Here is a 26,021-nt window from a genome sequence, read left to right on the forward strand (position 1 = left end):
AACGGGCCGCCGGTACACTGACCGCAAGCGGAAGGAGGCTCGTTCGCATGGATGAGCGCAACGACGAACAGCCCGACACCGGCCCCGTGCCCCGCACCGCGCTCGACGCGGTGAGGGACTCGACGCAGTACGTGCCCCGCGAGAGCGACACTGCTCCGACCCGGATCCCCGACGGCGTGCGGGTCGACCCGCCGCTTCGGCGGCGGTCCACCGCGCCGGCGCCCGTCGAGGACGACTCCGTCGATGTCGGCACGCTCGGCATCCCCTCGGCCCGTCCGTCCCGCTCCTCGCATGTCGCGCCTCCGGAGCCGGACCCCGCCTCGGGCGTCGGACCCGTGTCCGCCGGGTCCGCCTCGCGCGACGAGGTCTCCGTGCTTCCCGAGGAGCCGGGCGAGCGTCCCCGCCGCCGGGGAGAGACTCCCGCCACGGACTCCGCCGAGTCCTCCGCCGCCGAGCAGACCCGCAGCGCCACGCGGCGCGACCGTCTCCGGGCCGAGTCCGAGGCGTCGTCCGGTCCTGGATCCGCCCCCGGTTCCGCCTCCGGCCCCGAATCGTCGTCGATGCTGACGGCCGACCGCCTCCTCGAGGTGAACCGGCGTACGCGTCCCGCGCCGACCTCCGGCTGGAACCGCTTCGTCTACGCCGTGACGTTCCACACGGTGAACCTCGGCGACTCCGCGAAGGAGCAGGCCTGGAAGGCGATGGGGGAGCGGATCAGCCGCCAGTTCGAGGGCGGCACCCGCTTCGTGCCGGTGATGACCCGCAAGGGCGGCGTCGGCAAGACGACCGTCACGACCCTCCTCGGCATGGCGTTGGCCGACGCCCGCGAGGATCGCATCATCGCGGTCGACGCCAATCCCGACCGGGGCACTCTCGCCGAGCGCGTCCCGAAGCAGACCCGGGCCACCGTCCGCGACGTCGTCAACCGGGCGTCCGGAGTCACCGGCTTCACCGACTTCTCGACGATGGTGTCGCGCGACGAGACCCGACTGGACGTCCTCGCCTCCGACACCGACCCGATGCTGTCCGAGGCGTTCGACGAGGACGACTACAACGTGGTCGCGGACCTCGTGGAGCGGTTCTACTCGATCATGCTCACCGACTGCGGAACCGGCATCGTCCACTCCGTGATGCGTCCGACGCTGCAGCGTGCCGACACGGTCGTCATCGTGTCGGGCGGGAGCATCGACGAGGCGCGCCTCGCCTCCGAGACCCTCACCTGGCTCGATGCGAACGGCCACGGCGCTCTCGTGAAGAACGCCGTCGTCGCCCTGAACACCGCCACGCAGGGGACGAGCCTCGTGAAGCTCGAGGAGATCGAGTCGCACTTCCGCTCGCGGGTGCGCGACATCGTCCGCATCCCGTACGACCCGGTGCTGGCCGCCGGCTCGGTCGTGAAGTGGGAGCACCTGCGTCCGGCCACGAAGGACGCAGCGCGACTGCTGGCCGCGCTCGTCGTCGAGGGCATGCCGGTCCGGCGTGCCTGAGGCGGCGGTCGACGCCGCCGAGCAGTTCGATCTGATCGTCATCGGGGCCGGATCCGGCAACTCGATCGTCGGTCCCGAGTACGACGACTCCCGCGTGGCGCTCCTCGACGACGGGGAGTGGTTCGGCGGCACCTGCCTCAACGCGGGCTGCATCCCGACCAAGATGTTCGTGCACGTGGCCGACGTGGTCTCCGACGTCGACCAGGGAGCGCCCATCGGCGTGCGAGGAGCCGTCGCGCGGCCCGAGTGGGCGGCCGTCCGCGACCGCGTCTTCGGCCGCACCGACACGATCAGCCGGGCCGGACTGGAGTACCGGGACGAGCGCTCCCCGAACGTCACCGTGCTGCGCGAGAGCTTCGGCTTCGAGTCGCTCGGCGACGGCTCCCGGCCGCACGTGCTCGTGAGCGCGAGCGGCACCCGGATCAGCGCGCCCCGCGTCGTCATCGCCGCCGGCTCCCGGCCCCGCCCTCTGCTGGCGGCGTACGCGCCCGATGCGCGCATCCACGACTCGTCCTCGATCATGCGCCTCGACGAGCTCCCCGAGCGGATGGTGATCCTGGGAGGCGGAGCCGTCGCCGTCGAGTTCGCCCACGTCTTCTCCGCCTTCGGCACCGCGGTCACCGTCGCCGTCCGGAGCGACCGCCTCCTCCGCTCGCTCGACGAGGACATCGCGCGGCGGTTCACCGCGATCGCCCGCGGCCGCTGGGACGTCCGCACCGGCGTCACCGCCGAGCAGGTCGACGCGGGCGACGGCGGGCTCGTCGTCACGTTCAGCGACGGGTCGAGCGTCGAGACGGACGTCCTGCTCGTCGCCCTCGGACGCGACCCCAACAGCGACACCCTCGCCGCCGCCTCCGTCGGGATCGACCTGCATCCGGACGGACGGGTCGCGGTCGACCTCGAGCAGCGGGTCCTCTCGGGCGGCGCGCCCGTCCCCGGCCTCTACGCACTCGGAGACGTCTCCTCCCAGTGGCAGCTCAAGCACGTCGCGAACCACGAGGCGCGGATCGTCGCCCACAACCTCCTGCACCCGGACGACCCTCAGCGGAACACGCTCTCGCCCGTGCCCGGAGCGATCTTCGCCCACCCCCAGATCGCCCACTTCGGCATGACGCTGGCCGACGCGGAGGACGCCGGCGTCGCCGCGATCTCGGTCAGCCAGGAGTACGGCTCCACCGCCTTCGGCTGGGCGCTCGAGGACGACTCCAGCGTCTGCATCCTGGTCGTCGGGCTCGATGGAGCCCTGCTCGGTGCGCACCTGATGGGCCCGCAGGCGAGTATCCTCATTCAGCCGCTCGTCCAAGCCGCCAGCGTCGGACGCGGCATCCACGGACTCGCCCGCAGCCAGTACTGGCCGCACCCGGCAGCGAGCGAAGTCGTCGAGAACGCCCTCCTGAAAGCGGAGGAGGCCCTGAGGGAGCGCACCACATGACCGAACGCCAGATCCGGATCTTCGGAGATCCCGTCCTGAAGACCCCGTCGGCACCGATCGAGGCGATCGACGACGGGATCCGCGGACTGGTCGAGGACCTCGTCGACAGCGTCCGCCCTCCGGGACGCGCCGGCGTCGCCGCCCCTCAGATCGGCGTGAACCTCCGCGCCTTCAGCTACAACGTGGACGGCGTCATCGGGTACATCCTGAACCCCGAGATCGTCGAGCTGACCGGCGAGCCGCAACCGGTCGACGAGGGCTGCCTCTCGGTGCCCAACCTCTGGTACCCGGCGATCCGCTACCCGTACGCCAAGGTCCGCGGAACCGACGTCGACGGCAACGAGATCGTCCTCGAGGGGGACGGCCTGATGGCGCAGGCCCTGCAGCACGAGTGCGACCACCTCGACGGCCGCCTCTACCTCGACCGGCTCTCCAAGGAGCACCGCCGCGCCGCGATGAAGGACGTCCGCGAGTCCCCCTGGTTCTGAGTCGATTCGGACGCCCGTCCTTGCCGGGCGTCCCGCGGTCGGCTCGCGCGGAGGGGCGCGTTCCGCAGAGCGTCCTGCGTTCGCCGACGGGAAAGCGCTGACACGCGCTTTCCCGGATACGGCTGTGCCTTTTGGGGAGCCGGTCCTTGCCCGGCTCCTCGCGGTCGGCTCGGGTGGATGGGCGCGTTCCGTAGAGCGTCCTGCGTTCGCCGACGGGAAAACGCTGACACGCGCTTTCCCGGATACGGCTCGACCCTCTGCATAGCCCCCGGACCCGCCGTTGCGGGTCCGTTCTGAAGGGAGCGCGCGCTCGGCCCTGCCGCCTGCCTGCTGATCGAGTAGCCCGCGGAGCGGGCGTATCGAGATCCACGTCGCTGTACTGGAGGCGACACGCGCAGAACCTCTGGCAGGAGTGGGCGCCGTCCGCCATCGGCGCTGACCGTCACCCTCAGCGGTGGTCCCGCGCCCGACCACTCGTCGGCCGCAGAACCGCCGCCGCCCGAGCACCGGGCGGCACCGCCACTCAGCGGAGGCTGATGCCCTCCGTGGCCGGGGCGGCGGAGTAGAGCGCGGAGATCGTGTCGGCGTAGTCCGAGAGGATCACGGCGCGCTTGATGCTCATCTTCGGCGTCAGGTGGCCGCTCGCCTCGGTGAACTCGGTCGGCAGGATCACGAACTTGCGGATCGACTCCGCGCGCGAGACGGACCCGTTGGCGTGGTCGACGGCGCGCTGGATCTCGGCGAGGACCGCCGGGTTGACGGCCGCGTCGTCGAGGGAGAGCGTCGGATCCTGCCCGTTGTTGCCGAGCCACGTCGGCAGCATCTCGCTGTCGAGCGTGACGAGCGCAGCGATGAACGGCCGCTGGTCCCCGACCACCACGACCTGGCCGACCAGCGGATTCGCCCGGATCGGGTCCTCGAGCGCCGCTGGCGCGACGTTCTTGCCGCCGGCCGTGACTATGATCTCCTTCTTGCGGCCGGTGACGCGCAGGTACCCGTCCTCGTCGAGCGAGCCGAGGTCGCCCGTGCGGAACCACTCGCCGTCGAACGACTCCGCCGTCGCCTGCTCGTTGTTCCAGTACCCGCCGAAGACGCAGATGCCCCGCACCTGGATCTCGCCGTCCGCCGCGATCCGGATGGACGCCCCCGGCATCGCCGGTCCGACGGTGCCGATCTTGAACAGCTCGGTGCGGTTCACACTCGCGGGCGCGGTCGTCTCGGTCAGGCCGTAGCCCTCGAGGATCTTGATCCCGAGGCTGTGGAAGAAGTGCCCGAGCCGGTCGCCGAGCGGCGCCGAGCCCGACACGGCGTACTTCACGTTCCCGCCCATCGCCGCCCGCAGCTTCGAGTAGACCAGGCGGTCGAACAGCAGGTACTGCAGCTTGAGCGCCAGGGGCACCGACCCGGCCTCTACGGCGATGGAGTGCGCGACGGCGACATCCGCGGCGCGGCGGAAGATCTTCCCCTTCCCTCCGGCCTCGGCCTTCTGCTCCGCCGAGTTGTAGACCTTCTCGAACACTCGGGGCACCGCGAGCAGGAACGTCGGCTTGAACGACGCGAGCGAGGGGAGGAGCTGCTTGGTGTCGGCCTGGTGGCCGACCTTCACGCCGCCGTGCACGCAGAGGACCGAGATGAAGCGGGCGAACACGTGCGCGGTGGTGATGAAGAGGAGCGTCGAGGCGCCCGGCTGGTGGATCAGCTCCGTGAGAGCGACGGCGGAGTTGCGGCTGAGCTCGACGAAGTTCGAGTGCCGGATGATGCAGCCCTTGGGCCGCCCGGTCGATCCCGAGGTGTAGATGATCGTGGCGATGTCGGAGCCGGTGGCGAGCGAGCGGCGGCGCTCGATCTCGGCGTCCGGCACGTCGACTCCGCGCGCGGCAAGCTTGTCGAGGTCGCCGAGCCCGATCTGCCAGGCGATGCGGACGTCCGGGACGTCGGCGCGGATCTCGTCGAGCCGCGCGAAGTGATCAGCCGTCTCGACGATCACGGCGTGGGCACCGGAGTCGGTCAGGTTCCACTGCACCTGGGCGGGCGAGGAGGTCTCGTAGACCGGGACGAGGATCGCGCCGGCGAACCAGACGGCGAAGTCGATCAGCGTCCACTCGTAGCGCGTCTTGCAGATCAGCCCGATCTTCTCGCCGGGCTCGATGCCCGCGGCGACGAGGCCCTTCGCGAGAGCCGTCACCTGGTCGAGGAACTCCTGCGCGGTGACGTCGCGCCAGCCTCCGCCCTCGGGCAGGGCGAACAGCACGCGGTCGGGGGTCTCGCGAACCCTGTCGAGCAGCAGATCGGCGGCGTTCGCCTGAGGATCGGCGGCCACCACGGCGGGTGAATCGAACTGTTCCACGGCAACTCCTTCGGCACCTGAACGAACGTCGAGCCCACTCTATCGGCGGGATCGAAACTGTGGATCCGTTCAGGGTAACGATCCGGCCGGTGGTCGCGATGCGGGCTCCTCCGGTGCCCGGCCCGCCTGAGCCTGCGCGCTGTCCGCGGTCACTACACTCGATCCAGTCGCCGGAGAAGGCGGCTCCACCGGCGCGGATGCGCCGACGGCGGAGGGAAGGCGGTTCGCGTGCACGCGATCGGGATCGACATCGGCGGCACGAAGATCGCAGGGGCGCTGGTCGACGAGTTCGGCGCGATCCTCCGCGAGGACCGCCAGCCGACTCCCGCCGGGCACCCCGAGCTGATCGTCGACGTCGTCGTCGAGATGGTCCAGCGCCTGCGCGAAGGCCTCGCGTCCGGCGATGTCGCCGCGGTCGGAGTGGCCGCCGCCGGCTTCATCGACGCCTCCCAGTCGATCGTCTACTACGCCCCCAACATCAACTGGCGCAACGAGCCCTTCCGCGAGAAGCTCTCGGCGCGGATCGATCTGCCGATCATCATCGAGAACGACGCGAACGCCGCGGGCTGGGCCGAGTTCCGCTACGGCTCCGGCCGCCTGGTCAGCGACATGGTCATGCTCACCATCGGCACGGGCGTCGGCGGAGCGATCGTCATCAACGACCGCCTGCTGCGCGGCGGCTTCGGCGCGGCCGCGGAGGTCGGGCACATGCGCGTCGTCCCCGGCGGGCTGCCGTGCGGCTGCGGCGCCCGCGGCTGCATCGAGCAGTACGGCTCCGGTCGCGCCCTGCAGCGCTTCGCGGGCGAGCTGGCCGACGCCGGCGGCATCGGACAGGGCATCGCGGACGCCCGCAGCCGGAACGGCGGCGAGCTCAACGGCCACATCATCTCCGACCTCATCGTCGCGGGCGACCTCGGCGCCCTCGCGGCGCTCCGCCAGCTCGGCCACTGGCTGGGCGAGGCCGCGGCCAGCCTGAGCGCGGTCCTCGACCCTCAGCTCTTCGTGATCGGCGGGGGAGTGGCGCAGGCCGGCGACCTGCTGCTCGACCCGATCCGTCAGGCGTACCTCGACAATCTGCCGGCGCGCGGCTACCACCCCGAGCCCGAGTTCCGCATCGCGGAGCTCGTCAACGACGCCGGAGTCGTCGGTGCGGCGGATCTCGCCCGCCTGCACGCGAACTCCCTCTGACCCCGCTCCACCCGCCCCACCCCCGACCCTGCACTCGCTGAGGAGCCGCACGATGTTCTACTGGTTCATGAAGCACATCGTGGCGGGACCGCTCCTGAAGACGATCTTCCGTCCGTGGGTCGTGAACGCCGACCGGGTGCCCCAGACCGGCGGAGTGATCCTCGCGAGCAACCACCTCTCGTTCATCGACTCGGTGTTCCTGCCGCTCGTGATCGACCGCAACATGGTCTTCCTCGCCAAGAGCGACTACTTCACCGGCAAGGGCCTGAAGGGCTGGGCGACGCGCCTGTTCTTCACCGCCACGGGGATGCTGCCCATCGACCGCTCCGGCGGGAAGGCCTCCGAGGCGTCCCTCAACACCGGGCTCCGGGTCCTCGCGCGCGGGGAGGCGCTCGGCATCTATCCGGAGGGCACCCGCAGCCCCGACGGCCGGATGTACCGCGGACGCACCGGCGTCGCGCGGATGGTCCTCGAGGCGCGCGTGCCCGTCGTGCCCGTCGCGATGGTCGACACGGCGCGGATCATGCCGATCGGCAGCCGCCTGCCCAAGCTCGGCCGGATCGGCATCGTCTTCGGCGAGCCGCTCGACTTCAGCCGCTTCGAGGGCATGGAGGGCGACCGCTTCATCCTCCGCTCGATCACCGACGAGATCATGTACGAGCTCCTCGCCCTGAGCGGCCAGGAGTACCTCGACGTCTACGCGACGTCGGTCAAGGAGAAGCGCGCCGCGCTCGTCCGCTGACCGCCGGCTGTGCGCGGAGGCCTCCTCCTCGGAGGCGTCCCGCGAGGCGATAAGCTCGTCAACCGCTGCCGTCCGACCGGGCGGTACCCGCTCGCGCGCCTCCCGGCGCCCGTCAGAACCAGGAACCCCCGTGGTCATCGATCCGAACGAACCGTACGTCCTCGCCGCCCCCTCCGTGGTCGCCGGCCTGGACTATTGGCGCGAGCTCGAGATCAAGCAGCAGCCGCAGTGGCCCGACGCCGAGGCGGTCCGCGCCGCGTCCGCCGAGATCGCCGCGCTGCCTCCGCTCGTCTTCGCGGGCGAGGTCGACCAGCTCCGCGAGCGCCTCGGCGCCGCGGCGCGCGGCGAGGCGTTCCTGCTCCAGGGCGGCGACTGCGCCGAGACCTTCGCCGGTGCCACGGCCGACCAGATCCGCAACCGCGTCAAGACCGTGCTGCAGATGGCCGTCGTCCTGACCTACGGTGCGAGCATGCCGGTCATCAAGATGGGCCGCATGGCCGGGCAGTTCGCGAAGCCCCGCTCGAGCGATCTCGAGACCCGCGGCGACGTCACGCTGCCCGCCTACCGCGGCGACATCGTGAACGGCTACGACTTCACTCCGGAGTCGCGCACCGCCGACCCGCGCAGGATCGTGCAGGGGTACCACACGGCCGCGTCGACCCTGAACCTGATCCGGGCCTTCACGCAGGGCGGCTTCGCCGATCTGCGGCTCGTGCACTACTGGAACAAGGGCTTCACCGAGAACCCGCAGAACCAGCGCTACGAGCAGCTCGCCCGCGAGATCGACCGTGCCGTGAAGTTCATGGTCGCGTGCGGAGCCGACTTCGAGGGCATGAAGCGCACCGAGTTCTACACGGGCCACGAGGGCCTGCTGATGGACTACGAGCGCCCGATGACGCGGATCGACTCGCGTACCGGCACCCCGTACAACACGTCCAGCCACTTCATCTGGATCGGCGAGCGCACCCGCGAGCTCGACGGCGCCCACGTCGACTTCCTGTCGCGCGTGCGCAATCCGATCGGCGTGAAGCTCGGCCCCTCGACGAGCCCCGAGACGATGCTCGAGCTGATCGACAAGCTCGACCCGGATCGCGAGCCCGGTCGCCTCACCTTCATCACGCGGATGGGAGCGGGCAAGATCCGCGACGCCCTGCCCCCGCTGCTGGAGGCGGTCAAGTCGAGCGACGCCCTGCCGCTCTGGGTCACCGACCCGATGCACGGCAACGGTCTGACGACGCCCACCGGCTACAAGACCCGTCGCTTCGACGACGTGGTCGACGAGGTCAAGGGCTTCTTCGAGGCGCACCGCGCCGCGGGCACCCACCCGGGCGGCATCCATGTGGAGCTCACCGGCGACGACGTCACCGAGTGCCTCGGCGGCTCGGAGCAGATCGACGAGGCCACCCTCGCGACCCGCTACGAGTCGGTCTGCGATCCCCGCCTCAACCACATGCAGTCCCTCGAGCTCGCCTTCCTCGTGGCGGAGGAACTCCGCGGCTCCGCCGTCTGAGCGCCACCTCGGCGAGGCGGTCCTCCTCCTGGAGGCCGTGGATCTCGATGCGCCCGCCGCGCGCGCTACTCGATCACCAGAAGCCCGCTGGTCGAGTAGCCGCGCAGCGGCGTATCGAAACCCACACTGTTGAAGGTCGTGGATCTCGATACGCCCTCTGTGAGGGCTACTCGATCAACGAGCGTCTGCCGCGGAGCGGCGTATCGAGACCCGCCCTTCTGAAGGTCGTGGATCTCGATACGCCATCTGCGAGGGCTACTCGATCAGCGAGCCTCTGCCGAGCAGCGGCGTATCGAGACCGACACTGTTGGAGGTCGTGGATCTCGATACGCCCTCTCCGAGGGCTACTCGATCACCAGGGGTCCGAGTCCGATGGACTCCCAGGCATCCGAATCGTCCCCCTCCTCGAGGCGAACGGGTGGATCGCGTGCGAGCGATCCGCGCTAGCCGCACGCGACCCGCTCTCCGGTTCGCGACCCGTTGTGAAGCCGACCGCGGCGATGGGGGCGAGGACCCCATCGCACAGTGATCACGTCGTGATGGTGATCGACAGCTGGATGGAGGTGCCGCGCTGCACGGCCTCGCCGGCGGGGTCCGACTGCGCGGTGACCCTCGTGATCTCGTTCGGGGCGGCGTCGATGAGCGCGCCGAGGGTCGAGAGGGAGTAGCTCCACGTCAGGTCGACGGCGTCGAGGGCCGCCTTGGCCTCGTCGCGGGTCAGACCGACGACGTTCGGCACGGCGACCGGCTCCGGGCCCTTGGAGACGACGACCGAGATCGTGCCGCCGGTGGTGGCCGGAGCCTCCGGGTTCGCCTGGATGAGGACGACGCCGGCGGGCACGGTGTCACTCCAGTCCTCGCCGTTGCGGTCGAGGGCGAGGCCGGCGTCCTTCGCCGCCGCGGTCGCCTCCTCGAGGGTCATCCCGACGACGTTCGGGATCGACCCGAGGCTGACGGTCAGGGCGATCGTCGACTGCTCGGCGAGGACGGGCGGGAGCGGCGAGCCGTCGGGGAGGGCGGCCGAGATGACCCGTCCCTCGTCGACGTCCCCGTCGAACACGCGGGTCGTGTCGCCAAGGGCGAACGGGGCTGCGGTGATCGCCGCGATCGCCTCCTCCTCCGAGAGACCGATGAGAGCCGGGACCTCGAGCTGCCGGGGGCCGCTGGAGACCACGAGCGTCACGACGGAGTCCTTGTGGATGGCCTGGTCCGGCGCCGGGTTCGAGCTCATCACCGTGCCCGGAGGAACGGTCAGGTCGGGCGCCTGCTCCTGCTCCGCCCGCAGTCCGCTGGACTCGAGCAGTTCGACGGCGTCGTCCTGCGGGAGGCCGACGACGCTCGGGATGGTGCGCAGCGCGCCGGGGCCCTCGCCGAACCAGTAGGCGGTGCCGCCGCCGAGGAGGGCGAGGAGGATCACGGCGACGACCAGGAGCACGCCTCGTCGGCGCCGGACCCTCCGCTTCGCGGCAAGCCGGGCGACGGCGGTCTCGTCGTCGTCCTCGACGACCTCGGCCTCGCTCCCGGGTCCGTCGAGGACCGTCGTCTGGCCCTGAATCGCCGCATCGAAGAGCGCGGTCGTCGCGGGCGGCGGGGCTGCCTCGGGCAGAGGGGTGACGGCCTGGGTGTCGGCGACCCGGCGGTCGGTCGGCGTGATGCCCATCAGCCGCTCGGCCTCGAGCAGCTGCGCGAGCATCACTCCGGCGTCGCGCGGACGCATGTCCGGATCGCGCTCCGTCGCCCAGAGCACGAGCTCGTCGAGCGACGTCGGGACGGAGGCGACCTTCGCACTCGGGTAGGGCACCGAGTCGTTGGCGTGCTGGTAGGCGATCTGCATCGGCTGCTCGCCGGTGAAGGGCTGCTCGCCGGTGAGCATCTCGTAGATCATGATGCCGATGGCGTAGATGTCGCTGCGGGTGTCGGCCGTGCCGCGGGTGACGAGCTCGGGGGAGAGGTAGGCGATCGTGCCGAGCAGCGCCTGCCCCGACGCGGTGTTCGCCGACGCGGCCCTGGCGAGCCCGAAGTCGCCGATCTTGATCCGGCCGTCGTCAGCCAGCAGCACGTTCTCGGGCTTGAGGTCGCGGTGCAGGATGCCCGCACGGTGCGCCGCGGCGAGGCCCGACAGCACCGAGTGCATGATGTCGACGACCTGCTGGGCGGTGAGGCGCCCCCGCTCCTTGAGCAGATCCCGCAGGGTGATTCCCGGCAGGTACTCCATGACGAGGTACGCCATGTCCGAGTCCTGCCCCTGGTCGAAGACGCTCACGACGTTGGGGTGCGCCAGTCGAGCGGCCGAGCGGGCCTCCTGCACGAAGCGGTTCTTGAAGGTCGCGTCGTCGGAGAGGTGGCCGTGCATCACCTTGATGGCCACGCGACGCTCGAGGCGCTGATCGGTCGCGAGGTAGACCGTGGCCATGCCTCCGCGGGCGATCCTCGAGCGCACCTCGTAGCGGCCGTCGACGAGACGGCCGAGGAGGGGGTCGAGCTGGCTGGTGGTCACGCGACGAGTCTAGGCAAGACCGTCCGGCGAACCCGTGTGCAACGCGGGAGCGGCGCCCCGCGCGACCCGGACGGGCGTGCTCGGAGGCGCGGGGCGTGGCACTCTTGAGGGGTGACCGACTCGTCCGCCCCCGCCCCGTCCTCGACCGCCTCCGAGATCGAGTGGCTGACCGTTCCCGACCTCGTCGAGCGCACCGGCCTCGGCGTCAGCCGCATCCGCCGGATGCTCGAGGAGCGCCACCTGCTCGCCACGCGCCGCGACGGCAAGCTCGTCGTGCCGTCCGTGTTCCTCCGCGACGGGGAGCCGATGTCCGAGATCCGCGGGACCGCGATCCTGCTGTCCGACTCCGGGTTCTCCGACGACGAGGCCGTCGAGTGGCTGCTCGCCGACGAGGAGAGCCTGGGCACGAGCCCGGTCCTCGCCCTGCAGGCCGGCCGCAAGGCCGAGGTGCGCCGCGTGGCCCAGGCCCTGGCCTGATCCGCTCGGCGGCGCCGTGAGCGCCTCCCGGCTCAGGCGGTCCGGACGCTGACCCGGGCCGCGAGGTCCCGCAGCTCGTCGAGTCCCTCCTCGCGCAGCGGCGATCCGGGCAGCACCGCCAGCGCCGTTTCGACGTCGCGGCCGATCCGCTCCTCGAGCCGGTCCAGGGCTCCGCTCTCGGCGACGATCGTCTGCGCGCGGGCGATGTCCTCGACGCCGGCGTCACTGCGACCCACGACGGCGTCGAGAGCGTCGCGCGCCGAGGCGGAGGAGCCCGCGCGGGCGAGGCCGAGCAGCATCGTCCGCTTCCCCTCGCGCAGGTCGTCGCCCGCGGGCTTGCCGGTGAGGGCCGGGTCCCCGAAGACGCCGAGGACGTCGTCGCGCAGCTGGAACGCGATGCCCAGCGGGAGACCGAAACGCCGGAGGGCGTCGATCTGGGCGTCGTCGCCTCCACCGAGGGAGCCGCCGATCGCGAGCGGCGCCTCGATGCTGTACTTCGCGCTCTTGTAGACGACGACGCGCTCAGCCCGGGCGAGGTGCTCGTGCTCGTCGTGACCGGCCCACGCGCTCTCCTCGAGGATGTCGAGGTACTGGCCCAGCGTGACCTCGGTGCGCATCAGATTGAACTCGGTCCTCGCGCGCCCGGCGCTGGTGCGGTCCTCCAGGGCCCATTCCGCGTCGGCGAAGATCTCGTCCGACCACACCAGGAGCAGGTCTCCGAGCAGGATCGCGGAGGAGCGGCCGAACTCGTCGCCCGAGCCGGCCCAGCCGCCGGCCGAGTGCATCCCGGTGAAGCGGCGGTGCGCCGAGGGGGCGCCCCGGCGGGTGTCGGAGTTGTCGATCACGTCGTCGTGGACCAGGGCCGCGGCGTGGAACAGCTCGAGCCCGGCGCCCACGCTCGCGACGGGGTCGGAACCGCTCGGATGGGCCTCGCTGGGGACCGCCGAGACGGCCGTCCAGCCGGCCTCGCAGAAGCGCGCGCGGAACCGCTTCCCGCCGCTGAGAAAGTCCCGCGAAAGGTCGCCGAGGGCGGACACGTCCTCTCCGATCGAGCGCAGAATTGGCGTGCGCCCGGCGAGGAATCCATCGATTCGGAGCTGGACGCGATCGACCAGACGAGTGCTGTTGTTCACCCGACCAGCCTATGCATCGACGCCGCCTAGCGCCTGTGCCGGGCTCGGTCTACACTGAAGCGCCACCCGCCCCGTCGACCACACCGTGTCGCCAACCTGGTGTCGCTCCCGAGAGGATCGGCGCCGCACCCTCGAAGGGGTCAAGATGCCGCTTTCCGAGCACGAGCAACGGCTCCTCGACGAGATGGAGCGCAACCTCTATCAGAACGACGCCGATTTCGTGGCGGCGGTCAGCAAGGGGCGCGGCGGCACCAACTACCGGGCCCTCGTGCTCGGCATCCTCCTCTCGCTCCTCGGTCTCGCGATCCTCGTGACCGGCGTCATCGTCCAGGTCCCGCTCGTCGGCGTCGGCGGCTTCGCCGTCATGCTCGCCGGAGTCGTCGTGGCCATGCGCCCGGCCGCCGGGGGAGTCGAGGAGCCCGGACTGCCCGGCGCGGCCCGTCCCGCGAAGCCCCGGTCCACCGGAGCGCGTCCGAACTCCACCTTCATGGATCGTCTGAACGATCGATGGGACAACCGCGGCGACGGTCGCGGCTGACACCCACTCCGCACCACCCACAGGGTCGATCCTCACGGATCGGCCCTTTTTTCATGCCCGGACCCTCCCTCTGAGCGCTGAGTCCCTCCACTCCGCTCCACCCGTGCTCCGCCGCGCGATCCCGCGGATGACCGGGGAGAAACCGGTGCGTCGCCGCGCGCCGCGGGGTTGTGGGTGGGGGGAAGTGGAGTACTGTGGAGGACACACCATCCGGGCCGGAAGAAGTGGGGGGACGTCCGTGTTCCTCGGCACCTATTCCCCCAAGCTCGACGAGAAGGGCCGCGTGATCCTCCCCGCCAAGTTCCGCGACGAGCTCTCCTCCGGAGTCGTCGTCACGCGCGGTCAGGAGCGGTGCCTCTACGTCTTCAGCCAGAGCGAGTTCGAGACGATGCACGAGAAGATCCGCCAGGCGCCGGTCACCAGCAAGCAGGCCCGCGATTTCCTCCGCGTGTTCCTCTCGGGCGCGAGCGCCGAGACGCCCGACAAGCAGAACCGCGTCACGCTGCCGGCGCCGCTGCGCGCCTACGCGGGCCTGGACCGCGACCTCACCGTCATCGGCGCGGGCAACCGTGCCGAGATCTGGGCGCAGGACGCCTGGGACGCGTACCTGACCGAGCAGGAGTCCGTCTTCTCCGACACCCAGGAGGAGGTGATCCCCGGACTGTTCTAGCTCCTGCCGCGCGACTCCCAGCCACTCGGCGCCCGGACGCACCTTCCCCGGTGTCCGGTCGTGAGATGGATGGGGATCGGGCAGCAGGAACAGGACGGCGGGACCGCCATGGCAGACGACACCGAGAAGAAGCAGGTGCGCCCGACCGAGGAGCGCCACCTGCCCGTGCTCCTCGAGCGCTGCGTCGAGCTCCTCGCTCCGGCGATCGAGCGCGACGGCGCCGTGCTGGTGGATGCGACCCTGGGCATGGGCGGCCACTCGCTCGCGCTGCTCGAGCGCTTCCCCGGCCTCCACCTCGTCGGTCTCGACCGCGACCCCGAGGCGCTGGCGCTGGCGGGGGAGCGGCTCTCCGCGCACTCCTCGCGGATCGACCTCGTGCACGCCGTCTACGACGAGCTGCCCGACGTGCTCGACGAGCTGGGGATCGACGAGATCGACGGGGCGCTCTTCGACCTCGGCGTCTCCTCGCTGCAGCTCGACGAGACGGAGCGGGGCTTCTCCTACTCCAAGGACGCGCCGCTGGACATGCGGATGGACGCCACGGCGCCGCTCACGGCCGAGACGATCCTGGCCGAGTACGACGAGGGCGCGCTCCGCCGCATCTTCCACGAGTACGGCGAGGAGCGCCTCGCCCAGCGGTACGCCAAGCGCATCGTGGAGGCGCGTCGGGAGGCGCCGATCGTGCGCTCCGGCCGACTGGTCGAGATCATCCAGGCCGCGACGCCGGTAGCGATCCAGCGCAACGGCCACCCCGCCAAGCGCGTCTTCCAGGCGCTGCGCATCGAGGTCAACCAGGAGCTGTCGGTCCTCGAGCGCGCGATCCCCGCCGCACTCGACCGCGTCGCCGTCGGCGGCCGGATCGTCGTGGAGGCCTACCAGTCGCTCGAGGACCGCATCGTCAAGCGCGCACTCCAGGCCGCTTCGTCCTCGACGGCCCCCGCGGGGCTGCCGATGGAGCTGCCCGAGCACCGACCCGAGTTCCGACTCGTCCTCCGCGGCGCCGAACTGGCGTCCGACGAGGAGAAGGCCCGAAACCCCCGAGCAACACCCGTGCGTCTGCGCGCGGCCGAGAGGATCAGGAGGACCGCGTGAGCGCCACCGCCGTCATCGACCCCGCCGTCATCGAGCACACCCGCCCGGCCCGTCCGGGTGAACCGTCCGAGAGGCCCCGCATCGAGGCGGTCCCGGCCGCAGCGAGCGCACCGCGCCCCAAGCTCGTCTACGGGATCGTCGCCGTGGCGGGCCTGTTCGCGATCATCGTGGTGCAGCTCCTCGTCAGCGTGGGCCTGTCGCAGGGCGCGTACCAGATCGCGGCGCTGCAGACCGAGCAGAAGACGCTCACCCGCAGCAACGCCGAGAAGCAGGACGCGGTCGACACGCTGAGCTCGCCGCAGAACCTCGCGACCGCCGCGCAGGGTCTCGGCATGGTCGCGAACACCGCTCCCGTCTACCTCCGCCTGTCGGACGGCGCCGTGCTGGGCGACCCCGCCTCCGCCTCCGCCAGCGAGGTCGGCACCGCGGGCGCCGCCGCGCTCGTGCCGAACGCCCTGATCCTCCCCGCCGGCGCGGAGGCCGCTCCCGCCGCCGCGAGCGCGTCGTCCGCCGCCGGAGCGGCCTCGGCCGTACCGTTGCAGGGCGAGCTGCCCGCCCCGATCACGCACTGACCGGCCAGGCCTCCCGGCCGCTCCGACCAGCACACGACGAACGGCTCCACCCCGCCCGGACGCAGAAGGACACCGCCGCAGTGAGACAGAACCGCTCCAGCCGACGCCGCACCGCCGTCACGTTCCTCGTGATCGCCGCGGTCGTGGGCCTGTTCATCGGCAAGCTCGTCGACATCCAGATCGTCCGCGCGAACGAGCTGACCGACGCGGCCGCCGAGAGCCAGTCGAGCAGGAGCGTCACCTACGGCACCCGCGGCGCGATCGTCGATCGTGCGGGCGCGGTCCTCGCGGACACGACGACCCGCTACCGGCTGACCACGTCGCCGCGCAACGTCGCTGAGTTCCCCCGCGAGATGCCGGACGGTCGGGAGGTCGTGGTCAGCATCGAGCAGGCCGCCGCCGAGATCGGTGCGATCACCGGCCAGAGCGTGGAGCAGGTGACGGGCCTCGTCGACGCCGAGCTGGCCGAGAACGCGAAGGCCAACTACCTCGTGCTGGCCGAGGGCCTGGACCTCGAGGCCTACCAGAAGCTGGTCGCGCTCGACATCCCGTGGCTCTACTTCGAGACGCAGCAGGGGCGGACCTACCCCAACGGCGCGGTGGCCGGCAACCTGATCGGCTACGTCGGCGCCGACGGCGCGGCTCAGGAGGGCGTGGAGTACACCGAGAACTCCTGCCTCGCGGGCAAGAACGGCTCCGAGAGCTTCGAGCGCAGCGCCGACTACGTCCGGATCCCGGGCAGCACCGTCGCCGAGACGCCCGCCGTCGACGGCGGGCAGGTGCAGCTGACCATCGACTCCGATCTGCAGTACTACGCGCAGCAGGTGCTGTCGCAGCGGGTCGCCGAGGTCGGCGGCAGCTACGGGATCGTCGTCGTGCAGGAGGTCGAGACCGGCAAGCTGCTCACCGTCGCCGAGACCCCGACCGTCGACCCCAACGACGTCACGGCCAGCGCCGCGGCCGATCGCGGATCCCGCGCGTTCCAGAGCCCGTTCGAGCCCGGATCGACGTTCAAGCCCATGACGGCCGCGATGCTGATCGACCAGGGGCTCGCGACGCCGACGACCCACGTGGTGACGCCCGACACCTTCGAGAAGAACGGCGTCTCGTTCAGCGACGACTTCGCGCACACGCCGACGAACTACACGCTGACCGGGATCCTCAAGGACTCGTCGAACGTGGGCATCGCGACGATCGGCTCGAAGCTGTCGGCTCAGCAGCGCTACGACTACATGCTGAAGTTCGGGCTCGACGCTCCGACCGCGGTCGGGTTCCCCGGCGAGTCCGGCGGCCTGCTCAGCGACTACCAGGACTGGGACGGCCAGACCAACTACACGACCATGTTCGGCCAGGGCGTCTCCGCCACGGCGATCCAGGTCGCGGGCATCTACCAGACCCTCGGGAACGACGGAGTGCGCCTCCCGGCGCAGCTGGTGGCCGGCTGCACCACGGCCGACGGGACCGTCGTCGACGTCCCGGACGCGACGGGCACGCAGGTCGTCTCGGCCGGAGCCGCGCACGACGTCGTCGACATGCTGCAGACCCACTACACCGACGGCTGGCTCGCCGACTACATCCACGTCGACGGCTACAACATCGCGACGAAGACCGGAACGGCTCAGCAGCCGGACGGCGATGGCGGCTACTCCTCGAGCTACACGGTCTCCCTCGCGGGGCTCGCTCCCGCAGAGGACCCGAAGTACGTCGTGACGGTCACCATCGCCGATCCGGTTAAGATGAACACGTCCCAGGCGACCGCCCCGGTCTTCCAGCAGGTCATGACCCAGGTGCTGAAGACCAACCGGGTGGAGCCGTCGACGGTCCCCGCCGTGAGCTACCCCACGACGTGGTGATCGCACCACCACGAGAGAAAGAGCGGGCATTGCACGTCACTCGCCCGCAGTCCTCCCTCCGACCCGAGCATCCGGTCCCGAGGTCGCTCTCGCAGCTGGTGTCCGAGTTCTCGCTCCGCGCCGTTCCGGGCACGGAGGGCGTCGAGGTGAGCGGAGTGACGCTCGACTCGCGTCAGGTCGAGTCCGGCGACCTCTACGTCGGCGTCGCCGGCCGGAGTGTGCACGGCGCCGCGTTCGCCTCCGACGCCGCCGCCTCGGGCGCCGTGGCCGTGCTGACCGACCAGGAGGGCGCGGCCCTCGCCGCGGCGAGCGGACTGCCCGTCCTCGTCACCCCCGATCCGCGCGCCGCCCTCGGCGACGTCGCCTCCTGGATCCACCGCACCCGCGAGGACGTGCCCACCCTGTTCGGCGTCACCGGCACGAACGGCAAGACGAGCGTCGTCTACCTGCTCGACGCCCTCCTGCGCCGTCTCGGAGTCGTGTCCGGTCTCAGCTCGACGGCCGAGCGCCGCATCGGCGACGTCGCCGTGCCGAGCTCCCTGACCACCCCCGAGGCCAGTGAGCTGCACGCGCTCCTGGCTCGGATGCGCGAGTCGGCCGTCCGCGCCGTGTCGATCGAGGTGTCCGCTCAGGCGCTGACCCGGCACCGCATCGACGGCGTCGTCTTCGACGTCGTCGGCTTCACGAACCTGAGCCACGACCACCTCGACGACTACTCCGACATGGCCCACTACTTCGAGGCCAAGGCGGATCTCTTCCAACCCGACCGTGCACGTCGCGGCGTGGTGACCGTCGACAGCACCTGGGGCCGGGAGCTGGCCGAGCGCTCGCGCATCCCCGTCGCGACCCTCGCGAGCTCCCCGGCGGTCGGAGTCGCCCCCGACGTCCCCGCGGACTGGACGATGACCGTCGTCGCGGGGACGACCGAGCAGACGACCTTCCGGCTCGACGGGCCCGAGCACCGCTCGGTCGAGGTGACCGTGCCGCTCATCGGCTGGTACATGGCCGCCAACGCCGCCCTCGCGATCGTGATGCTGGTCGAGTCCGGCTTCGACCTCGGAGCCATCGCCCACGCCCTCGAGGAGGGCGTCCTCGACGTCTACATCCCGGGTCGCGCCGAGCGGGTCTCGGGCGAGCGCGGTCCGCGCGTCTACGTCGACTACGGCCACACTCCCGATGCGTTCCAGAACGCTCTCGAGGCGTTGCGGGCACTGACGCCCGGTCGCCTGATCATGGTGTTCGGGGCCGACGGCGACCGCGATCCGACCAAGCGCGCCGACATGGGCGCGATCGCCGCCAGGCTGTCGGACGTCGTCGTCGTCACCGACTTCCACCCCCGCTGGGAGGACCCCGCCGCGATCCGCGACGTCCTCCTCCGTGCGGCGAGGGAGGCGTCACCCGACCGGGAGATCCACGAGATCCCCGACCCGCGCGCCGCCGTGCGCGCCGCCGTCGCGCTCGCGCGCGAGGGGGATTCGATCCTCTACGCCGGACCCGGCCACGAGGACTACCAGGAGGTTGCAGGAGTGCACATGCCGTATTCGGCCAGGGACGACGTCCGTCTGGCTCTGCGTGAGGCGGGCTGGCTCTAGATGATCGCCATGACCCTCACCGAGGTCGCCGAGGCCGTCTCCGGACGCCTGCACCTCGCCGGCCCCTCCTCGACGGCGTCGACGCTCGTCGACGGCGCCACCGAGACCGACTCCCGCGAGATCCGCCCCGGCGGGATCTTCGTCGCCAAGCGCGGGGAGCACACCGACGGGCACCTCTTCGCGCCGGCCGCCGTGCAGAACGGCGCCGCTCTCCTGATCGTGGAGCGCCCGCTCGATCTCGACGTGCCGCAGGTGCTCGTCGACGACTCCGTGCAGGCGCTCGGCGCCCTCGCGACGGAGGTCGTCCGGCGCGTCCGTGCGCTCGGCGGGCTGACCGTCGTCGGCGTGACCGGGTCCAACGGCAAGACGACGACGAAGAACCTCCTCCGCACGATCCTCCACCGCGTCGGCGAGACCGTCGCCCCGCGCGGCTCGTTCAACAACGAGGTCGGTGCGCCGATCACGATGCTGCAGGTGTCGGAGTCGACGCGGTTCCTGGTCGCCGAGATGGGCGCCAGCGCCGTCGGCGAGATCCGGCGCCTGGTCCGCATGGCGAAGCCGGACGTCGGGGTCGTCCTCGCGGTGGGCCTCGCGCACGCCGGCGAGTTCGGCGGCATCGAGCGCACCCTCGAGGCGAAGACCGAGATGGTCGCCGATCTCACCGCCGACGACGTCGCGGTCCTCAACTCCGACGACGGGCGTGTGGCCACGATGGCCGATCGCACGGCCGCCCGCGTGCTCTGGTTCGGCCGCGGCGAGCAGGCCGACGTTCGCGCCGTCGACGTCGAGCCCTCCGCGGAGGGCACCCGGTTCACGATCGTCGTGCGCGAGGGCGAGGGCCGCGAGGCCGGCCGCGCCGAGCTGCTGCTGCGCGTGCTGGGCGAGCACCACGTCATGAACGCCCTCGCCGCGACGGCCGCCGCGCTCTCGGTCGGCGTCCCGCTGCCGGCGATCGTCGAGGCGCTCTCGACCGTCACGCTCGCCGAGCGCTGGCGGATGCAGGTGCTCGGCGGGTCGGACGTCGTGGTCGTCAACGACGCCTACAACGCGAGCCCGGACTCCACCGCGGCAGCGCTGCGCACGCTGGCGCAGATCGCGAAGCCCGGAGGCCGCACGGTCGCGGTCCTCGGCGAGATGAGCGAGCTGGGGGAGTGGGCCGACGAGGAGCACGACCGCATCGGTCTGCACGCCGTCCGCCTGAACCTCTCGCAGATCGTGGTCGTGGGCGCCGGAGCGCGGCGCATCCACATCGCGGCCGAGCGCGAGGGGTCGTGGAGCGGCGAGTCCGTCTTCGTCGACACGGCCGACGACGCGTACGCGTACCTCGAGGACTACCTGCAGAGCGGCGACACCGTCCTGGTGAAGTCCTCGAACTCGGCCGGGCTGCGATTCCTCGGCGACCGACTGGGAGAGCGACACCGATGAGAGCACTCCTTCTGGCCGGCGCCTTCTCCGGCGCGTTCACCCTCCTCCTGACGCCGCTGTTCATCCGGCTCTTCCACCGGCTGCAGTGGGGCCAGTTCATCCGCGAGGACGGACCGAAGTCGCACCACGTGAAGCACGGCACCGCCACGATGGGCGGGATCGTCATCATCATCGCGACCGTGGCGGGGTACTTCCTCGGCATGCTGTTCGGGAACCGCGCCGTGGCGCCCTCGGCGCTGCTCGTGCTGTTCATGATGGTCGGCCTCGGCCTCGTCGGCTTCCTCGACGACTTCCTCAAGACCCGCAACCAGCGGAGCCTGGGTCTCGGCGGCTGGGCGAAGATCGCGGGCCAGGTGATCGTCGCCGCGGGCTTCGCGGTGATCGCGATCATGGTGCGCGACCAGAACGGGCTGACTCCCGCGTCGACGTCGATCTCGTTCATCCGGGACCTGCCGTTCGACTTCGCCTCGCTCGGCTGGATCGGCATCGGTCTGTTCGTGCTGTGGATCTGCGTCATCGTCACGAGCACGTCGAACGGCGTGAACGTCGCCGACGGTCTCGACGGACTTGCGACGGGATCCTCGATCCTCGCCATCGGCTCCTACGTCATCATCGGCTTCTGGCAGTCCAACCAGTGGTGCTTCGACGCGCAGCTCAATCCCGAGGTCGCCGACAAGTGCTACACGGTGAGCGATCCGTTCGACCTCGCGATCATCGCCGCGGCCATCTCGGGGGCGCTCGTCGGGTTCCTCTGGTGGAACACCTCGCCGGCGCAGATCTTCATGGGTGACACCGGCTCGCTGGGCCTCGGCGGCGCCCTCGCCGCGCTGGCGATCCTGACCCGCACCGAGCTGCTCGTCATCCTCATCGGCGGGCTCTTCGTCATCGTCACCGGATCGGTGATCGTGCAGCGGATCTACTTCAAGCTGACCCGGGGCAAGCGCATCTTCCTGATGAGCCCGCTCCACCACCACTTCGAGCTCAAGGGGTGGGCCGAGATCACCGTCGTGGTCCGCTTCTGGATCATCGCCGGCATCCTCGTGGCCGCCGGTGTCGGGCTCTTCTACCTCGAATGGCTCTCCCTGGCATGACCGACTCCGCACGCGCCGACCGTCTCGACTCCCTCCGCAGCTGGCACTCCGACTGGCGCGGGCTCCGCGTCGCGGTCCTGGGGCTCGGAGTCACGGGCTTCTCCGTCGCCGACACCCTGACCGAGCTCGGGGCGGAGGTCCTGGTCCTCGCCGACCGCGCGGACGAGGAGCGCGAGCGACTGCTCGAGGTGATCGGCGCCCGCCTCCACCGCGCCGAGAGCCTCGACACCGTGCCAGACGAGCTCGTCGCGTTCGACCCGGAGCTCGTGATCGTCTCGCCCGGCTTCCGGCCGACGCATCCGATCCTCGAGTGGACCGCCTCGAGAGGCACCGCGGTGTGGGGCGACGTCGAGCTCGCCTGGCGCGTGCGCGACAAGGTCGTGCGCGCCGACGGCACCCCGGCCGACTGGGTGCTCGTCACCGGTACGAACGGCAAGACCACCACGGTCCAGCTGACCGCGACGATGCTCGTCGCCGGAGGGCTGCGAGCCGCGCCCTGCGGGAACATCGGCGTCCCGGTCCTCGACGCGGTGCGCGATCCGCAGGGCTTCGACGTGCTCGTCGTCGAGCTCTCGAGCTACCAGCTGCACTACCTCGGCGCGATCGAGCCGATCGCCTCCACCTGCCTCAACATCGCCGAGGACCACCTCGACTGGCACGGCTCGTTCGAGGCGTACCGCGACGCGAAGGCCAAGGTCTACGCGAACACGCGGGTGGCCTGCGTGTACAACCGCGCCGACTCCGCCACCGAGCAGATGGTGCTCGACGCCGAGGTGATCGAGGGCGCTCGGGCGATCGGCTTCGGACTCGGCGTGCCCGGGCCGAGCGACTTCGGCATCGTCGACGGGATCCTCTGCGACCGCGCGTTCCTGGAGGACCGGCACAGCAGCGCGATCGAGATCGCGACGGTCGACGAACTGGCCGCCCGCCACCTCGCCGCCCCGCACATCGTGCAGAACGTCCTCGCCGCCGCCGCCCTGTCGCGGGCCTGCGGCATCGAGCCGGGGGCGATCCGCCGCGCCCTGGCGGTCTTCGAGCTCGACGCGCACCGCATCCAGGTCGTCGCCGAGCGCTCCGGAGTGACGTGGATCGACGACTCGAAGGCCACCAACCCGCACGCCGCCGACGCGTCGCTCCGCGCCTACCCGTCGGTCGTCTGGCTGGTCGGCGGCCTGCTCAAGGGCGTCGACGTCGACGCCCTCGTCGCCGCCCATGTCGATCGACTCCGGGGCGCCGTGGTGATCGGAGTCGACCGCGTCGCGGTCCTCGAGGCATTCCGGCGACACGCGCCCGAACTCCCCGTCACCGAGGTGGTCCCGGATGACACTGGGGCGGTGATGCAGACGGCCGTCGAGGCCGCCGCGGTGCTCGCCCTGGAGGGCGACGTCGTCCTGCTCGCACCCGCCGCAGCATCCATGGACCAGTTCCGCGACTACGCGGCGCGGGGCCGCTCGTTCGCTGCGGCCGTCGAGACGTATCTGGGAGGAGGGGCCGATGACCGCTCCGACGACGGGCCGCTCCCGCACTGACGCCGGCAGGGGTCCGCAGGGCGCGAAGCCCGAGAGCGGCCGGTCCGCGAAGGAGCGTGGAGGGGTGCGCACCGCGCGCGTCGTCCTCGCGAAGGTCTTCGCCTCGGAGTCGCCGAACTTCTACCTCCTGTTCGGCACCACGCTGTTCCTGGTGCTGTTCGGGCTGACCATGGTCCTCTCCTCCTCCTCGGTGACCTCGTTCCGGTCGAGCGCCGACTCGTTCGGAGGGTTCCTCCGCCAGGGCGTTTTCGCGCTGGCCGGGATCCCGTTGATGCTCCTCGTCTCGCGCGTCCCGCTCACCCTGCTCAAGCGGTCGACGCCGTGGCTGCTCGGCGCGGGCTGCGTCCTGCAGCTGCTCGTCCTCGTCTCCCCGCTCGGAGTGGGTACAGGCGGCAACAAGAACTGGCTGAAGCTGGGCGCCTTCACGCTGCAGCCCTCCGAGATCCTCAAGCTCGGCCTCGCCCTCTGGCTCGGTCTGCTGCTCGCTCGGCGCTTCCGAGCGGTGACGGAGTGGAAGAGCGCGCTCGTCCCGGTCCTGCTCGTCGCCGGATCCGCGATCATGCTGGTGCTCGCGGGAGGGGACCTCGGAACCGTCGTGATCATGGCGGGCATCGTGCTCGCCGCGCTGTTCTACGCCGGGATGCCGATGCGGGTGCTCACGCCGATCGTGCTCATCGGCGCGGCCGGAGCCGTCCTCTTCGCGATCTCGACCGAGAACCGCCGCACCCGCATCTTCTCCTTCCTCGGCAACTGCTCGGGGCCCGGGCAGTACGAGACGTCCTGCTGGCAGCCCCTGCACGGCACCTGGGCGATGGCCTCCGGCGGCGTCTTCGGCGTCGGGCTCGGGAACTCGAAGGCCAAGTGGTCGTGGCTGCCGGCTGCCGACAACGACTACATCTTCGCGATCATCGGCGAGGAGCTCGGCCTGATCGGCGCGATCGTCGTGCTGGCGCTGTTCGTGGTGCTGTCCGTCGCCTTCTTCCGCATCATCCACGCCGCCACCGACCCCTTCGTGCGCGTGACCACGGCGGCCGTCATGGTCTGGTTGATCGGCCAGGCGTTCGTGAACATCGGAGTGGTGCTCGGGGTCCTCCCGGTCCTGGGTGTCCCGCTCCCGCTCATCTCCTCCGGAGGAACCGCCCTGCTCAGCTCACTGCTCGCCATCGGGGTCGTGCTCTCGTTCTCCCGCAACCAGACGACCGGACTGCCGCACCTCGGTGCGCCCCGCCGCTCGCGGAAGGCCGCTGCGAAGTGACCCGCTACCTGCTCGCCGGCGGAGGCACCGCCGGCCACGTGAATCCGCTGCTCGCGACCGCCGACGAGATCCGCGCACGCGACGCGGACGCCGAGGTCCTGGTGCTCGGCACCGCGGAGGGACTCGAGGCCCGCCTCGTCCCGCTCCGCGGCTACGAGCTGTCGGTGATCCCCCGGCTGCCCTTCCCGCGGCGGCCGGACGCCGCGGTCCTGCGCTTCCCCGGCGCGCTCAAGGCCGCGATCGACGGCGTCGTGCGCACGATCCGCGACCGACGGATCGACGTCGTGGTCGGCTACGGCGGCTACGCGGCGGCTCCCGCCTACCTCGCCGCCCGCCGCGCCCGCTTGCCGTACGTCGTGCACGAGGCGAACGCCCGCCCGGGCCTCGCGAACCGGCTCGGCGCCCGCGGCACCCGCTTCGTCGGTGTCGCGTTCGAGGGCACTCCGCTGCCGCACGCGACCGTGGTCGGCATGCCGCTGCGCCGCGAGATCGCGGACCTCGACCGCTCCGCCCGGCGCGACGAGGCGATCGCGGCGTTCGGGCTGGACGCGGCGCGCCCCACTCTGCTCGTGACGGGCGGCTCGCTTGGCGCCCGGCGGATCAACGCCACGGTGCACGCGTCGGCCGCGGTGATCCTCGCCACCGGCGTCCAGATCCTGCACATCACCGGCGACCGCGCCGAGATCTCCGATCCGGGTCTTCCCGGCTACCACCTCCTCCCGTACTGCGACCGGATGGACCTCGCCCTCTCGGCCGCCGACGTGGCCGTCTCTCGAGCAGGAGCGGCGACCGTCAGCGAGCTGAGCGCGCTCGGCCTGCCCGCGGTCTACGTCCCCTACCCCGTCGGCAACGGCGAGCAGCGCTTCAACGCCCGGGGCGTCGTCGAGGCCGGGGGAGCGCTCCTGGTCGAGGACGCCGCCTTCCTCCCCGGCTGGGTGCAGGGCGGGCTCGTCCCGCTGCTGCAGGACCCCGCCCGGCTCGAGACCATGGGCCGCCGTGCCGCCACGGTCGGCGTCCGCGACGGCTCGGAGCGGCTCGTCGACCTCGTCGACTCGGCCCTCGCGGCACGCCGATGACACCCCTCCGCGCGGCTCCCCGAACGC

Annotated in this window: 21 protein-coding genes; 18 read left to right on the forward strand and 3 right to left on the reverse strand. The window is 71.2% G+C overall.

Annotated features, from left to right (window positions below; genetic code table 11):
* Positions 1–47 precede the first annotated feature (47 nt).
* From LRG51_RS19490 to def, 3 genes are read left to right on the forward strand one after another with little or no spacing between them, the layout of a single operon-like run.
* Positions 48–1,487, forward strand: coding sequence for a MinD/ParA family ATP-binding protein (locus tag LRG51_RS19490; protein ID WP_268966540.1), 1,440 nt, complete (start codon positions 48–50; stop codon positions 1,485–1,487).
* The gene (locus LRG51_RS00490; RefSeq protein WP_230670382.1) at positions 1,480–2,919 is read left to right on the forward strand and encodes a mycothione reductase; all 1,440 of its coding nucleotides are present in this window, start codon (positions 1,480–1,482) and stop codon (positions 2,917–2,919) included. The genes LRG51_RS19490 and LRG51_RS00490 overlap by 8 nt, the downstream gene beginning before the upstream one ends.
* Positions 2,916–3,407, forward strand: a complete 492-nt coding sequence (gene def, locus LRG51_RS00495; RefSeq protein WP_230670384.1) for a peptide deformylase — start codon at positions 2,916–2,918, stop codon at positions 3,405–3,407. The genes LRG51_RS00490 and def overlap by 4 nt, the downstream gene beginning before the upstream one ends.
* Before the next feature lie 523 nt (positions 3,408–3,930).
* Here the strand turns inward: def and LRG51_RS00500 are convergent.
* Complete coding sequence (locus tag LRG51_RS00500) at positions 3,931–5,754, reverse strand: AMP-dependent synthetase/ligase (protein ID WP_055794924.1); 1,824 nt, start codon at positions 5,752–5,754, stop codon at positions 3,931–3,933.
* 228 nt (positions 5,755–5,982) lie between these two features.
* Here LRG51_RS00500 and LRG51_RS00505 point away from each other — a divergent pair, with 228 nt between their 5' ends.
* The 3 genes from LRG51_RS00505 to LRG51_RS00515 all read left to right on the forward strand — a co-directional run bounded on the left by LRG51_RS00505 (position 5,983) and on the right by LRG51_RS00515 (position 9,194).
* Positions 5,983–6,942 (forward strand): ROK family glucokinase, encoded by a 960-nt coding sequence (locus LRG51_RS00505; protein WP_230670386.1) that lies wholly within the window; start codon positions 5,983–5,985, stop codon positions 6,940–6,942.
* Positions 6,943–6,994: 52 nt separating this feature from the next.
* Positions 6,995–7,684 carry a lysophospholipid acyltransferase family protein gene (locus LRG51_RS00510; protein WP_055794930.1) on the forward strand — a complete coding sequence of 230 codons (690 nt, stop codon included), beginning with the start codon at positions 6,995–6,997 and terminating at the stop codon, positions 7,682–7,684.
* 175 nt (positions 7,685–7,859) lie between these two features.
* Positions 7,860–9,194, forward strand: coding sequence for a class II 3-deoxy-7-phosphoheptulonate synthase (locus LRG51_RS00515; protein WP_107575899.1), 1,335 nt, complete (start codon positions 7,860–7,862; stop codon positions 9,192–9,194).
* 529 nt (positions 9,195–9,723) lie between these two features.
* Here LRG51_RS00515 and pknB read toward each other — a convergent pair.
* Entirely contained in the window at positions 9,724–11,691 is a 1,968-nt protein-coding gene (pknB, locus tag LRG51_RS00520) for a Stk1 family PASTA domain-containing Ser/Thr kinase (RefSeq protein ID WP_230670388.1), read from the reverse strand.
* A 111-nt stretch (positions 11,692–11,802) separates the two neighbouring features.
* On the opposite strand from pknB, the gene LRG51_RS00525 reads away from it, so the two are divergent.
* Entirely contained in the window at positions 11,803–12,168 is a 366-nt protein-coding gene (locus tag LRG51_RS00525) for an Rv2175c family DNA-binding protein (RefSeq protein WP_230670389.1), read from the forward strand.
* 32 nt (positions 12,169–12,200) lie between these two features.
* Here LRG51_RS00525 and LRG51_RS00530 read toward each other — a convergent pair whose 3' ends face one another.
* Complete coding sequence (locus LRG51_RS00530) at positions 12,201–13,301, reverse strand: polyprenyl synthetase family protein (RefSeq protein ID WP_055794937.1); 1,101 nt, start codon at positions 13,299–13,301, stop codon at positions 12,201–12,203.
* Between the two features lie 145 nt (positions 13,302–13,446).
* Between LRG51_RS00530 and LRG51_RS00535 the strand changes: the two genes are divergently transcribed.
* The 11 genes from LRG51_RS00535 (at position 13,447) to LRG51_RS00585 (ending at position 25,994) form a co-directional block, all read left to right on the forward strand.
* Positions 13,447–13,839, forward strand: a complete 393-nt coding sequence (locus tag LRG51_RS00535; RefSeq protein ID WP_055794940.1) for a DUF3040 domain-containing protein — start codon at positions 13,447–13,449, stop codon at positions 13,837–13,839.
* Between the two features lie 238 nt (positions 13,840–14,077).
* The gene (gene mraZ / locus LRG51_RS00540) at positions 14,078–14,509 is read left to right on the forward strand and encodes a division/cell wall cluster transcriptional repressor MraZ (RefSeq protein WP_055794943.1); all 432 of its coding nucleotides are present in this window, start codon (positions 14,078–14,080) and stop codon (positions 14,507–14,509) included.
* 108 nt (positions 14,510–14,617) lie between these two features.
* Positions 14,618–15,601, forward strand: coding sequence for a 16S rRNA (cytosine(1402)-N(4))-methyltransferase RsmH (rsmH, locus tag LRG51_RS00545; protein ID WP_055794946.1), 984 nt, complete (start codon positions 14,618–14,620; stop codon positions 15,599–15,601).
* Positions 15,598–16,173, forward strand: coding sequence for a hypothetical protein (locus LRG51_RS00550; RefSeq protein WP_055794949.1), 576 nt, complete (start codon positions 15,598–15,600; stop codon positions 16,171–16,173). The genes rsmH and LRG51_RS00550 overlap by 4 nt, the downstream gene beginning before the upstream one ends.
* 80 nt (positions 16,174–16,253) lie before the next feature.
* Positions 16,254–18,026: a peptidoglycan D,D-transpeptidase FtsI family protein gene (locus LRG51_RS00555; RefSeq protein WP_230670391.1), complete on the forward strand. Its 1,773-nt coding sequence runs from the start codon at positions 16,254–16,256 to the stop codon at positions 18,024–18,026.
* Positions 18,027–18,055: 29 nt separating this feature from the next.
* Positions 18,056–19,618 carry a Mur ligase family protein gene (locus LRG51_RS00560; RefSeq protein ID WP_055794952.1) on the forward strand — a complete coding sequence of 521 codons (1,563 nt, stop codon included), beginning with the start codon at positions 18,056–18,058 and terminating at the stop codon, positions 19,616–19,618.
* The gene (locus LRG51_RS00565) at positions 19,619–21,043 is read left to right on the forward strand and encodes a UDP-N-acetylmuramoyl-tripeptide--D-alanyl-D-alanine ligase (protein WP_230670393.1); all 1,425 of its coding nucleotides are present in this window, start codon (positions 19,619–19,621) and stop codon (positions 21,041–21,043) included.
* A complete protein-coding gene (gene mraY, locus LRG51_RS00570; RefSeq protein ID WP_055794958.1) occupies positions 21,040–22,134 on the forward strand; it encodes a phospho-N-acetylmuramoyl-pentapeptide-transferase in 1,095 nt (364 codons plus the stop codon). Before LRG51_RS00565 ends, mraY begins: the two co-directional genes overlap by 4 nt.
* Positions 22,131–23,663 carry a UDP-N-acetylmuramoyl-L-alanine--D-glutamate ligase gene (murD, locus tag LRG51_RS00575; protein WP_055794962.1) on the forward strand — a complete coding sequence of 511 codons (1,533 nt, stop codon included), beginning with the start codon at positions 22,131–22,133 and terminating at the stop codon, positions 23,661–23,663. Before mraY ends, murD begins: the two co-directional genes overlap by 4 nt.
* The gene (gene ftsW / locus LRG51_RS00580; protein ID WP_230670395.1) at positions 23,629–24,918 is read left to right on the forward strand and encodes a putative lipid II flippase FtsW; all 1,290 of its coding nucleotides are present in this window, start codon (positions 23,629–23,631) and stop codon (positions 24,916–24,918) included. The genes murD and ftsW overlap by 35 nt, the downstream gene beginning before the upstream one ends.
* Positions 24,915–25,994 (forward strand): UDP-N-acetylglucosamine--N-acetylmuramyl-(pentapeptide) pyrophosphoryl-undecaprenol N-acetylglucosamine transferase, encoded by a 1,080-nt coding sequence (locus LRG51_RS00585; RefSeq protein ID WP_230670397.1) that lies wholly within the window; start codon positions 24,915–24,917, stop codon positions 25,992–25,994. The genes ftsW and LRG51_RS00585 overlap by 4 nt, the downstream gene beginning before the upstream one ends.
* Positions 25,995–26,021 lie beyond the last annotated feature (27 nt).

The organism is Rathayibacter sp. Leaf248, assembly GCF_920939495.1.
Classification (GTDB): Bacteria; Actinomycetota; Actinomycetes; order Actinomycetales; family Microbacteriaceae; genus Rathayibacter; species Rathayibacter caricis.

What these genes read in the sequence shown, in the direction of transcription:
- LRG51_RS19490 (WP_268966540.1), top strand. Translation starts at nt 48, where the DNA reads ATGGATGAGCGCAACGACGAACAGCCCGACACCGGCCCCGTGCCCCGC.
- def (WP_230670384.1), top strand. Translation starts at nt 2,916, where the DNA reads ATGACCGAACGCCAGATCCGGATCTTCGGAGATCCCGTCCTGAAGACC.
- LRG51_RS00510 (WP_055794930.1), top strand. Translation starts at nt 6,995, where the DNA reads ATGTTCTACTGGTTCATGAAGCACATCGTGGCGGGACCGCTCCTGAAG.
- LRG51_RS00535 (WP_055794940.1), top strand. Translation starts at nt 13,447, where the DNA reads ATGCCGCTTTCCGAGCACGAGCAACGGCTCCTCGACGAGATGGAGCGC.
- rsmH (WP_055794946.1), top strand. Translation starts at nt 14,618, where the DNA reads ATGGCAGACGACACCGAGAAGAAGCAGGTGCGCCCGACCGAGGAGCGC.
- LRG51_RS00565 (WP_230670393.1), top strand. Translation starts at nt 19,619, where the DNA reads ATGATCGCCATGACCCTCACCGAGGTCGCCGAGGCCGTCTCCGGACGC.
- mraY (WP_055794958.1), top strand. Translation starts at nt 21,040, where the DNA reads ATGAGAGCACTCCTTCTGGCCGGCGCCTTCTCCGGCGCGTTCACCCTC.
- murD (WP_055794962.1), top strand. Translation starts at nt 22,131, where the DNA reads ATGACCGACTCCGCACGCGCCGACCGTCTCGACTCCCTCCGCAGCTGG.
- ftsW (WP_230670395.1), top strand. Translation starts at nt 23,629, where the DNA reads ATGACCGCTCCGACGACGGGCCGCTCCCGCACTGACGCCGGCAGGGGT.